Source organism: Streptomyces sp. NPDC006544 (assembly GCF_040611715.1).
Lineage (GTDB): Bacteria > Actinomycetota > Actinomycetes > Streptomycetales > Streptomycetaceae > Streptomyces.
In genome coordinates this window covers 1-11245 of the sequence record NZ_JBEXOV010000157.1, presented here as the reverse complement: position 1 = coordinate 11245, position 11245 = coordinate 1, and the positions used below count along the sequence as shown (strand labels likewise).

Genomic DNA, 11245 nt, shown 5'->3' with positions numbered 1-11245 from the left:
TGGTCCCTGCGGCACAGCACAGCAAAACACCCACGCCCCAGGCGTGGGCAAGGGAACTTCCGAACCACGACAGCTGACGCAGACGCTACACGCCCGCACCCCCTGTCACCATGGAAAACGAGCCATGTGTCACATCCAGGCCCGCGCGCGGGAGTCGCGCGGCGTGGGGGCTCTCCCGCACCGCATCAGCCTGCGGGCGAGAAGCGGGCGCGCCCGACGGGAAAATCACGACAAATCCCTTCGCCGACCGCGACATCCTCACGCCCTACCCGAAGATCACGGATGCCGCCCACACCTGCTCGCGCGGGGGCCCGCTGCACGACGAGGCGGGCCCCTGGGAGTCCGCTGTCGGCCGCGGGGCGGGCAGGAGCCCGCCCCGCGCCCGCTGCGCCGTCAGTAGCGCTGGGCCTTGGAGAGCCGGGGAGTGAGCGGCGGCTGCTGCGGTGCGCGGCTGATGACCAGGGGTTGCGCCCGGGCGCCGGGCGCGAGGTCCTCGGCTCCCGTGAACTGGGTCTCCACCACCTTGCCCGCCGCGTCGACGAAGTCGACCTGGACCGCGTAGGAGGCCTTCGCGTCCGTCATGTTGGTGATGCTGACGACGACGGTGAGCAGACCGCTCGTCTCGGCCCGGGGCTTACCGGTCATCGAGACCTCGCTCAGGGCGTTCCCCCTGCCGTCCACGTCCTTCAGCGCGTTCTGGGCGGCCTGCCGGGACCGTTCGACCTCGGCACCGATCGAAGCCTTGCGCGACGCCTCCCGCGCGGAGGCCGAAGCCGCCGCGGACGATGCCGAGGCCTGCGCGGACGCGATCATCGACTCCGCCTCGGAGGCGAGGAGCGAGGGAGGAGCGCCGGAGAAGGACGCCGTGTCGGGCGGGGAGGGCCGGTCGCTGAACGGCGCCCTGCCGGTCTGCTCGCCGTTGGTGCCGCACGCCACGAGGACGCCCGCGCCGAGCGCGGTGAGAACGACGGCGGCGGCCCGGGCCGCTCGTACGCGCAGGGTGGTCACGTAAGAACCCTCCTCGATGTGCGGTCACTCCCGCTGCCGGTCAGTGCGTGGCCGTCCGACCACGCGGGGCCACGAGGTGAAATCCTCGCCGCACAGGCTCCCGTTCGCGACTCGGCGACGGGAGCCACGAGCCCATCCGGCTCACCCCGGCCGTCGGGTACGCGGGCGGGGCGATCGTGCGCACGATCGCCCCGCCGTCGTCCGTTGCGCCCGAGTACGCCGGTCCGCGCGCCTCCGGCGGGCGTACGGCTCCTCGGGCGATTGCTCAGCAGGTGACGGTGACCTCGTGGACCACCGGATTGGCCGCGTAGGGGTACGAGGCCACGCCGAAGGTGGCGCGGACGGTCGAGCCGCAGGGGACGGTGTCGGCGGTTCCCCTGACCTCGAGGTTCGACGCGGTGAAGAGGGCCGACGTGAACTGCGTCCGGGGTGCGGCCGCGCCGGCGACCTCCACCGAGAGGGTGGTGAGCAGTTCCCTCGGGGCGGGTGCCGGGCCGCCCGGGGAGGGCGGGCCGGCGAGTCCGACCCGCCCGTAGAACTCGACGGTGGTCCCCGTGATCTCCGCGCACACCCGCGTCGCCAGGCCCGCCTGGAGGCGCGAGTTCCCGCAGGAGGTGACGGTCTCGGTCGCATCGGTCGGCAGGACGGCGGCGTGGGCAGGGGCGATCGCGTAGACGGCCAGACCTGCGGCACTGGCCGCGAGCAGAGCTATGCGGTTCATCGGGGGTCGTCCTCTCGTGTCGTGCACCGTCCAAGGGAGTCTTGGGTGGTGCGTATGACATGTGATATTTCACATGTCATACGAACACCGGGTGTTCGGAATCTGAACTCCCCCTGGACGCTCCACGGCACGTTGGTGCGAGGGACCGGTCAGGTCTGACACTGCTTCGTGGCGGCCGGGGACCAGCCGCTCCAGGCGGCGCCGTCGGCCCGGGCGTGTACGCGGATCTCCACCTTCACCGGACCGCACACCCGGGTCGTGCTTCCCACGGCGACGGGATCGAGGGCCGCGCCGGCCGGGACGTAGGTGCGGCCACTGCCCACCTTCTCCCAGTGGCCACCGTCGACGACGCGGAAGAACGCCTCGTAGGAGACGTTCAGCCCCCTCGAGCCCGTGTTGCGCGCCTTGATGTACGCCGTGATCTCCCGCGTGGGGAACCGGCCGGCCGATCCCCGCTCGGCACTGATGCAGCCGTTGACGGCCACACGGCCGGTCGACACGCCCCCGCCGCATGCGACGGCCGCGGCGTGCGCGTCGGCCGGAAGGGTCAACAGGGTCAGCGCGACCGTGCCCAGGATCGTTCCGGTACGCCTCAAGTCCATTGCTCCGTCCCCTCTTCGAGCCCCGTGCTCTCGAAAGAGACCATGGCGTACTTCGGGGGACGTGGAGCAGTCTCTCCGGGTGTTTTCGCCCGAATGGGTGCGGGCAAGGGTGGAGGCGCGGGCACGGTGAGCACGGCGGCCGGCGCCCTCGCGACGGCGGACGGCCGCCGGGGAGGACCGCTCCGGTCAGGGGTGTACCGCCGTGGCCGTGTCCACGTCGGGGTGGATCGGGAAGACCTGGTCGAGACCGACGATGCGCAGGATGCGGGCGGTGTGTTCGGGGACCGCCGCCAAGGCGATCTCCGCGCGTGCGGTCACGGCGCGGTTGCGGGCGACGAGGAGCGCGGTGATACCGCTGGAGTCGCAGAACTGCATGCGCGAGAGGTCCATGACGAGCCGCTGGCCCGATCGCAGGCTGAGGGTTTCCAGCGTGTGCCGCAGGCGGGGGGCCTGGTCGTAGTCGAGGTCGCCCTCGAGTTCCAGCACCGGGCCGCTCGCGGCCTCGCGGAGGGTGATCGTCAAGGTGTTCATGTCAGATCGTGCTCTCCTGGACGGAGACGGGGTGGGTGACGCCGAGGGCGAGGAGGGCGGTGTCGTCGTCCAGGCCGTCGCCGAAGCCTGCGAGCAGCTTGCGCAGGGCGGTGACCAGCCCGTGCGGCCCGCCCTGGGCGTGGCCGGCGGCGAAGGTGCGCAGGGCCTCTTCCCCGTAGAGCTCGCGGCGTGCGCCGATGCGGGCCTCCGTGAGGCCGTCGGTGTAGAGGAGGAGCGTGTCGCCGGGCCGTAGTGCGGTCCCGGCGGAGATGAACTGCGGGTCGGGCAGGATGCCGACGAGGAGACCGCCGGGGGTGTGAAGGTACTCGGCCCGCCCCTCGGCCCGCAGGACGAGAGCGGGGGGATGGCCGCCGGACGCGATGCGCACGGTGGTGGCGCCGCTGGCGGCGTCGGGTTCGAGCACCCCGAAGATCGCGGTGCAGTAGCGCGGGTCCTCTCCCGTGAACCGCTCGTGGAGCACGGTGTTCAGGGTGGTCAGCGCTGCCACGGGGTCGGGATCGTGGAGGGCTGCGGCGCGCAGGGTGTAGCGCGCCAGGGAGGTCACGGCCGCGGCTTGGGGGCCCTTGCCGCAGACGTCTCCGAGGAAGAACGCCCAGCGCCTGTCGTCCAGCGGGAAGAGGTCGTAGAAGTCTCCGCCGAGCCGGTCCACGGATGCCGTGTGGTAGTGGGAGGCCACCTCCATGCCCGGTACCGCGGGGAGCGTGGCGGGCAGCAGGCTCTGCTGGAGTACCGAGAGGGCCTCCCGCAGCCGCTCCCGGTCGGCTTCGGCCTGGCGCTGGGTCTCCTCCGCCGCCTTGCGCTCGCGGAGCAGTTCGTTTTCGTAGGCGCGGCGTTGTCGTGCGTCGAAGACGGTGGTGCGGATCAGCATCGGTTCGCCGTCGCCGCTCGTCTTCACCCGGGAGGAGACCAGGACCGGGAGCCGTCTGCCGTCGGACGTCCTGAGCTCCAGCGCGATCTCGCCGACCTCGCCCTGCATGCGCAGCAGTGGGGCGAAGTGCGTCTCGTGGTAGAGCTTGCCCCCGACCGTGAGCAGATCGGTGAAGCGCTTGCGGCCCACGACTTCCCCGCGCGTGAGGCCGAGCCAGCCGAGGAGGGTTTCGTTGACCTTGGCGATGGTGCCGTCCATCAGGGTGGACAGGTAGCCGCAGGGCGCCGACTCGTAGAGCTCCTCGACGGTGTCCTCCAACAGGGTGGAGAACACGGCGTCGGTGGCTTCCTCTTCGCTGTCGGGCCGCTCCGGGTTCTGGGCGGTGCGGCACATCACCGCGGGTTCCTCACGAACGCCCTGATGGCTGATGCGGTGGCCTCGGGGGCGCTGAGCTGGGGGCAGTGGCCCGTCGCGTCGAGGGTGACGAGGCGGCTGTGCGCGATGGCGGAGTGGACGTAGGCGCCGACCTCGCGCGGTGCGATCGCGTCCTGGGTGCATTCCAGGACCAGCGTCGGCACCTTCACCGACTTCAGGTCGTCCCGGCTGTCGGAGAGGAACGTGGTGCGGGCGAAGACGCGGGCCTTGGCGGGGTCGGTGGCACAGAAGCTGTTGGTCAGCTCCTCTCCCAGCTCGGGACGGTCCGCGTTGCCCATGATCACGGGCGCCATGACGGCAGACCAGCCGAGGTAGTTCGACTCGAGGGACTCGAGCAGCTCGTCGATGTCCTCGGCGCTGAAGCCGCCGCGGTAGGTGCCGTCGTCGATGTAGCACGGTGAAGGGCCGACCATGACCAGGGAGGAGAGCCGCTCGGGGGCCCCGGCCGCCGCGAGGACCCCGATCATGGCGCTGACCGAGTGCCCGACGAAGGAGACGTCCCGCAGGTCCAGGGCCTCGCAGATCTCGATCACGTCGCGGGCATATCCGTCCAGCGACGCGTACCGCTCCTCGCTCCAGGCGGTCGGATCGGAGCCGCCCGACCCCACGTAGTCGAACAGGACCACCTGGAACTCCTCGGCCAGCGCGGGCACCACGAGGCGCCACATGTTCTGGTCGCAGCCGAACCCGTGCGCCAGCATCACCACCGGCCTGCCGGTCGATCCGATGACCTTTACGTTGTTCCTGCGCAGGAAGTCCATCCCGCCATCCTGCCATCCGGACGGCTCGGGTCCAGGATCTCCCGGCCCGGGGCCCGCGGACTCGTGCGCCGTTCCTCCACCCTTCCCCGCACGGACGGCCACCGTGCGGGGGGATTCCGCGGCGGCCGAGGGGGCGGGCCGGCCGTCCGCGACGGGGCGTCCCGCTGCCCGTACGGGAGCGGGGGCACCCTGCGCGGGTGGTCAGAGACGGGTGGCTTCGCGTACCTGGTGGAGGTGGACGAGGATGTCGTAGGCCCGGCCGATCGCCAGGGTGGGGAGCGGGTCCTTCCTGAAGGACGAACCGGCTTCGTAGACGGGCCGGGGAACGTTCAGCCAGGCACGTCCCACGAGCGGCAGGGTGCGCAGGTCGAGGTAGTAGTCGCGGGGGCGGACCCGGTCGAGGGTGTACTCGTGCATGTCGGGGGTGGCCGCGGGGACGGTGACCTTGTCCCAGGCCCCGCCGAGGGTGGTTGCGGTGAGGAACGACCCCCGGTCGAAGGTGAAGCCGATGGCGGCGTAGTTCCCGCCCAGGGTGTCGCGCAGGAAGACGCCTTGTGTCGTGGGATACATCACGGGGTCGCTGGACAGGTAACCTACGTGCCCGTTGTGCGCCGACAGCAGCATCTTGTCGCCGGTGCGCCGGTGCCACCAGACGGTGTTTTCGGCCATGACCCGGTCGCGCAGGTGCTCCGCGGCCGACACGGACTCCGGATCGGACAGGTCGAGGGAGGCGAAGGCGAAGGTCTGGGCGATGTTGCGGGCGTGCTGCTCGGCCCACTCGTAGGCGTCACCGCCGGGGCCCTTGTTCGCCATGACCAGGTCGAGTGCCCGCTGGGCGACGACGGCGTTGTCGCGTCGTTCGGCGACGGGCTTGCCCAGGTAGGCGAAGACGTCGTCGAGGGGCCGCAGGCCCGCGTACAGGCTCTCGAGGCGCGCGAGGTCCTGGGGGTGGCTCGCGCGGACGTACGAGGTGACCCGGTCGAAGACGGCGTCGCCGAGTTTCGGCGCTCCGACGTCGTTGCCCATGAAATGGACCTTCCGGCCGGGGTGCCGGTCGTTGTACTGCCGCATCCAGCCGATGAGGCTGACGAATTCCTCGCGCTCCCACGGGGATCCGGCCAGTTCCTCCCCGGCGATCTGCCGGGCGTTGCCTGCGCCCCCCTGGAGGTACTCGTCGATCCGCAGGCCTGCTGTCCAGCTCATCTCGAGGGCGAAGGTGGTGAAACCCCTCTCCTCGACGAGATGGCGGAACACGCGTTCCTTCATGGTGAAGAACTCGTGCGAGCCGTGGGTGGCCTCGCCCAGTCCGACCACCTTGGCGTCGCCGATCATGGCCGTCAGCGCCTTCAGGTCGGTGGTGCGGCCGCCCGGTTCCGTCGACCGCAGCGGGTGGGCGGCGCGCTCCAGCACGCGGAGCGCCTCGGCCTGCCCCCCGTTCGTCACCGCGGAGGCGGGTGTGGCGGAGGCTGCCGGGGCCAGCAGGACGCTGGCCGCGAGCCCGGCCGATGCGGCGAGCAGTCTGCGTCGGCCGAGGGTCTGCTTGTGCGCGGTCATGCCGGTCGCTCCTCGTTTCGCTGTGCACTGGGACGAAACGATCATGGCCCGCGACGGCCGGGCGTCGCACTGCGGTCCTCCTCCGGCTTGCCGGGGGGATAACCCCCGGCCGGTACCGCGCCGTGTCTCGAGCGGTCTCCTCCCCGCACTGTTCGGCCAGGGGTGAAACCATGGTGCTCGCCCCGCCCGTGGAGGACCGTCGGTAGGCGCGGGAGCGACCGACGGAGAAGCCCCCGCCTCGATGAGGAGGGGAAGCAGGCATGTACGTGCGCAAGCTCTTCGCGGTGGTTGCCGCCACGGCCGCTCTACTGGGGGGCATGTCCCTGGGCGGGGCGGCTCAGGCAGCGGCCCAGCCGTCCGGGTACGGCCGACAGGCTCGAGCGGCAGGGCTGACCGAGGCCCAGGCGGGCCGGCTCCAGAACGAGGTCGACGCCTACCTCGCCGCTCACGCCGGGGCCCGGCAGATCTCGGCGAACAGACTCGCCACCGGGTTCGGCGCGGTGACGCTCACCGCGCCGGGCCAGTCCGAGGCCAGGGACCTCGCCGCCCCGGGTGCCGCCCTGGCGTGCGGAAGCGGTCACCTCTGCATCACGGACGGACGCGGCTCTTTCTACGACTACTACTACTGCGGGCTGTACGGCTTCGGCGGGGTCGGCGTCGGTTCGTTCAACAACAACCAGACCTGGGGGACGACGGCCTGGTTCTACAACTCCGACGGCTCCGTGCGCTTCTACCACACCGCAAAGGGCAGCAGTGGCGGAGTGGACTGGACTCCCGTCTTCTCCATCAGGCCGTGCTGACCTGACCGACGTCTCCCGCGCGCTGCCGAAGGAGCCCCTGCCTCCGGGTGGGGGCTCCGCGCTGCCCTCGCCGATCGCCGAAACCGGAGCGCGGGCAGCACGGATGACGGTTCGCCGCGTCCGTTCACGTGGAGACCGCTCGCCGCGCCGCCGAGGCCCGGTACTGCCCCGGAGTCGTGCCGAATTCCCGGCTGAAGGCGTGGGAGAGGGCGTACGGGGTGCTGTAGCCGACGCGGCGGGCGACGGCCGCCAGGGGATCCGGGGTATCGCGGAGCAGGGTGGCGGCGAAGGTGAGGCGCCACCAGGTGAGGTAGGCCATCGGCGGACGGCCCACGAGGCTGGTGAAGCGGCGCGCCAGGGTGGCGCGGGACACGCCTGCCTCGGCGGCGAGCAGCTCGTTGGTCCACGGGGCGGCCAGGTCCGAGTGCAGGGCCCGGAGGGCGGCGGCCGCCACCGGGTCCCCCAGTACCGCCGGCCAGGTGCCGGTCCCCCGGGCGGCCCAGGAGCGGATCATGTAGACGAGGAGGAGGTCCAGCAGGCTGGGCACCGCGAGGCAGGATCCGGGCCCTTGTGTGCCGAGTTCGTGCCCCAACAGGTCGATGGCGGCGCGCAGTTCGGCCTGGGAACCCATGCGGTTCGGGAGGTGGACGACCTCCGGCAGTTCCGCCATGAGCGGGTGCATGCGACTGCGGTCGAGCCGGTACTTGCCGCAGAGCATCTCCACTCCGCCGGAGGTGACGTGGGTCCGTCGCGGCGCGTCCCCCGCGAGCCACCGCTCGAAGGACACCGCCTGCCCGACGGCGGCCGCATCGGCAGGGGCGTCGGCGATCACGTGCCCGGTTCCGTGGGGCAGCAGCACCACGTCGCCGGCTCCGAGCAGAACGGCGGAGCCCCCGTCGGGCAGCAGCCAGCAACTGCCCTCCAGCACCACGTGAAAGCCCGCGCCGTCGTACGGAGGGAGTCGTACGCACCACTTCCCGTCCACCCGCACCCGGTGGGAGGAAGGGCGCCCGATGCGTATCGCCGAGACCGCGTCGCTCACCACGTCCATCGGGCCAGCGTACCCGTGACGTCAATGGTGAGACGGATGCGTATTCCCTTGAGTCCCCCAGGCATTGAGCGCCTCATCGACCCTCCCTAGAGTCGAGTGCATGGAGAGCGAGAGCAAGCAGAGCATGATGTTCGGCGACGTCGAGGTCATCCGGGTCGTCGAGTGGCAGGAGGCGTTCGCCCCCGCGCGCACCCTGGTTCCGCAGTCCGGCGCCGAGGTGTGGAAGAGCAACGAGGACTGGCTGGCACCCGACCACTGGGAGCCGGACAGCGACAGGGCGGTGGTGGCGTTGCAGACCTGGGTGCTGCGCAGCGGCGGACGGACCGTTCTGGTCGACACCGGCGTCGGGAACGGGCGGGAGCGGCCCGGCTCGCCGCGGTTCCACCACTGGCAGGGGGATTTCCTGGGTGGGCTCGCGCGGGCCGGCGTCCGGCCGCAGGACGTCGACGTCGTCGTCAACACCCACATCCACGGCGACCACGTCGGCTGGAACACGGCCGGTGCGGAGGCCGGGTGGGAACCGACCTTCCCCAACGCCCAGTACCTCGTACCGGCCGCGGACGACTTCCACTTCGGTCCGGACAACGCGTACGGGAACGGCCTCCGGGAGGACGACCGGCTGATCTACGAGGACAGCGTCGCGCCCGTCCACCGGGCCGGGCAGTCGGTCTTGTGGGACGGCGCCCACCGCATCGACGAACACCTCACTCTGGAGTCGGCGCCCGGCCACACGCCCGGGTCGTCCGTGCTGCGGCTCGCGTCCGGGGGCGACCGGGCGGTCTTCGTCGGCGACCTTCTGCACAGCCCGGTCCAGATCCTCGACCCCTCCTGCAACAGCTGCTTCTGCCTGGACGCGGACCGGGCAGCGGCAAGCCGCCGTCGGATCCTCGAACGAGCCGCCACCGAAAAGGAGTTGCTCATACCGGCGCACTTCGGTGGGTCGGGCGCCGTAGAAGTCCGGCGCGAGGGCGGCGGTTTCGCCCTCGGGGCGTGGGCGGCGTACGGAACGGAGGGGGCGTGACCGCGCCGCCGGGCGTCGTCTCGTGACCCTGCATACGGGCCCCTCCCCATCGGGAGAGCTCTCAGGAGACCGTCGCCGGGGCGTCCCGCAGGGTGACATTGGCGTGGCTCTCCTGGAAGCTCTGGTCCGAGACCAGGGTCAGCCGGGCTGTGGCCTGGAACTCCGGCAAGGTGGTGGAGCCGCAGGAGACCATCGTGGTCTTGAGCTTGGCGACGGTCAGGGCGAGGCCTTCGTTGAGGTCGCCCGCGTAGGGTACGTAGCCGTCGACGCCTTCCTCGAAGACCAGCCCCTGGCCTCCCTGGCCGTAGCGCTGCCAGTTGCGGGCCCGGTTCGAGCCCTCGCCCCAGTACTCCTTCACGAAGCCGTCACGGGTGGGCAGCTTCGCGCCGGCCGCCTGGTCGAAACGCGCGAAGTAGCGCCCCATCATGACGAAGTCGGCGCCCATCGCCAGCGCCAGGGCCACGTGGTAGTCGTGCACCAGCCCGCCGTCGGAGCAGATCGGCACGTACTCGCCGGTGCGTTCGCGGAAGGCGTCCCGGGCGGCCGCGACGTCCAGCACGGCGCTGGCCTGGCCGCGGCCGATGCCCTTCTGGTCCCGGGTGATGCAGATGGAGCCGCCGCCCACCCCGACCTTGACGAAGTCCGCCCCCGCCTCGGCGAGGAAGGTGAACGCCTCGCCGTCGACCACGTTGCCGCCGCCGACCGGGATCTCCGGGTAGTGCTTCTTCACCCAGGACAGGGCCTGCGCCTGCCAGTCGCTGTAGCCGTCGGACGAGTCGAAGCACACCGCGTCCACGCCCGCCTCCAGCAGGGCCGGGACACGCTCCCGATAGTCATGGGTGTTGATGCCCGCGCCCACGCGCAGACGCTTGGCGGCGTCCACGACCTGGTTCGGGAAGCGCTTGTTGTCCGCGTAGTCGGAGCGGAACACCACATGCTGCAGACTGCCCTCGGTGTCCAGCACCGGGAGGCAGTCCAGCCGTTCGTCCCACAGCCGGGCGTTGGCCTCGGAGAGCGTGATGTCGGGCCCCGCATGGGCAAGGTCGGCGACGGCGGCCATCCGGCCGCTGACCGGTCCGTCCAGATCATGACGCTGGGGATGGAAGTCCCGGGAGGTCACGAGGCCGATCAGGCGGCCCGTGGCGCTCCCGTCATGGGTGACCGCGGCGGTGCTGTGGCCCGTGCGGCGCATGACGTCGACCAGGTGGCCCAGGCTGTCGTCAGGGCGGACGTTGGTATCGCTGGTGACGAACCCGGCCTTGAAGTTCTTCACCTGGCGGACCGCCGCGGCCTGGTCCCGGATCGGCTGGTTGTGGTGCAGGAAGCTGAAACCGCCGTTGCGCGCGAGCGCGATCGCGAGGTCGGGTGTGCTGACGGCCTGCATGATCGCCGATGTGAACGGGGACTGCAGCTCGATCGCCGGCGCCTCGCCCGCGACGTGCCGCACCAGCGGCGTGCGCAGGTCGACGGTTTCGGCCGAGCATTCGGTCCGCGTCCGGTTCGGCAGGAGCAGGAACTCGTTGAACGTCCTTGAGACCTCGGCGATGACCTGTGCCACTCGTTCCTCCTGACCCGTCGGCCGGGGCCCGACTGCCCCGCCCTGAGGACCGGCCCCGTATCCCCGGCCGGGCAGGCGGGCAGGATCAGCGCGGCAACCTGGGGGCGACACCCCTGTGCAGAGCCCTGGCCGGCCCCCGGGTCGAACGAGGTGCGGTCTTGACCTGGCACCTTAGCGGCTGACGCGGCCGCCGAACGAATCGTGGCCTCGCGGCAACCACCCCCCTCCGACGGCTACTTCGGGTCCCCGGCCCGGCAGGGCGCTCGTGCGCCCCTTCGTGCCGGGGGGCCGGGCCGGGGGGGGGGGGCCCCCCC

At 71.4% G+C, this 11245-nt stretch carries 11 protein-coding genes; 2 read left to right on the top strand and 9 right to left on the bottom strand.

Annotated features, from left to right (window positions below; genetic code table 11):
* Positions 1-393: 393 nt before the first annotated feature.
* The 7 genes from ABZY44_RS35955 to ABZY44_RS35925 all read right to left on the bottom strand — a co-directional run bounded on the left by ABZY44_RS35955 (position 394) and on the right by ABZY44_RS35925 (position 6501).
* The gene (locus ABZY44_RS35955) at positions 394-1008 is read right to left on the bottom strand and encodes a hypothetical protein (RefSeq protein WP_356661449.1); all 615 of its coding nucleotides are present in this window, start codon (positions 1006-1008) and stop codon (positions 394-396) included.
* Positions 1009-1273: 265 nt separating this feature from the next.
* Positions 1274-1729, bottom strand: coding sequence for a hypothetical protein (locus ABZY44_RS35950; RefSeq protein ID WP_356661447.1), 456 nt, complete (start codon positions 1727-1729; stop codon positions 1274-1276).
* 149 nt (positions 1730-1878) lie between these two features.
* The gene (locus ABZY44_RS35945) at positions 1879-2331 is read right to left on the bottom strand and encodes a hypothetical protein (RefSeq protein ID WP_356661445.1); all 453 of its coding nucleotides are present in this window, start codon (positions 2329-2331) and stop codon (positions 1879-1881) included.
* Between the two features lie 186 nt (positions 2332-2517).
* Positions 2518-2862 (bottom strand): STAS domain-containing protein, encoded by a 345-nt coding sequence (locus tag ABZY44_RS35940; protein WP_356661443.1) that lies wholly within the window; start codon positions 2860-2862, stop codon positions 2518-2520.
* 1 nt (position 2863) lies between these two features.
* Positions 2864-4144 (bottom strand): SpoIIE family protein phosphatase, encoded by a 1281-nt coding sequence (locus ABZY44_RS35935; RefSeq protein WP_356661441.1) that lies wholly within the window; start codon positions 4142-4144, stop codon positions 2864-2866.
* Complete coding sequence (locus ABZY44_RS35930) at positions 4144-4947, bottom strand: alpha/beta hydrolase (RefSeq protein WP_356661439.1); 804 nt, start codon at positions 4945-4947, stop codon at positions 4144-4146. Before ABZY44_RS35930 ends, ABZY44_RS35935 begins: the two co-directional genes overlap by 1 nt.
* 201 nt (positions 4948-5148) lie before the next feature.
* Positions 5149-6501, bottom strand: coding sequence for an erythromycin esterase family protein (locus tag ABZY44_RS35925; RefSeq protein ID WP_356661437.1), 1353 nt, complete (start codon positions 6499-6501; stop codon positions 5149-5151).
* Positions 6502-6761: 260 nt separating this feature from the next.
* Here ABZY44_RS35925 and ABZY44_RS35920 point away from each other — a divergent pair, with 260 nt between their 5' ends.
* Complete coding sequence (locus ABZY44_RS35920) at positions 6762-7301, top strand: hypothetical protein (RefSeq protein WP_356661435.1); 540 nt, start codon at positions 6762-6764, stop codon at positions 7299-7301.
* Between the two features lie 124 nt (positions 7302-7425).
* On the opposite strand, the gene ABZY44_RS35915 is transcribed toward ABZY44_RS35920, so the two are convergent.
* Complete coding sequence (locus ABZY44_RS35915) at positions 7426-8352, bottom strand: AraC family transcriptional regulator (protein WP_356661433.1); 927 nt, start codon at positions 8350-8352, stop codon at positions 7426-7428.
* Positions 8353-8452: 100 nt separating this feature from the next.
* On the opposite strand from ABZY44_RS35915, the gene ABZY44_RS35910 reads away from it, so the two are divergent.
* Entirely contained in the window at positions 8453-9373 is a 921-nt protein-coding gene (locus ABZY44_RS35910; RefSeq protein ID WP_356661431.1) for an MBL fold metallo-hydrolase, read from the top strand.
* Between the two features lie 61 nt (positions 9374-9434).
* Here ABZY44_RS35910 and ABZY44_RS35905 read toward each other — a convergent pair whose 3' ends face one another.
* Entirely contained in the window at positions 9435-10931 is a 1497-nt protein-coding gene (locus tag ABZY44_RS35905) for an IMP dehydrogenase (RefSeq protein WP_356661429.1), read from the bottom strand.
* Positions 10932-11245: the final 314 nt, after the last annotated feature.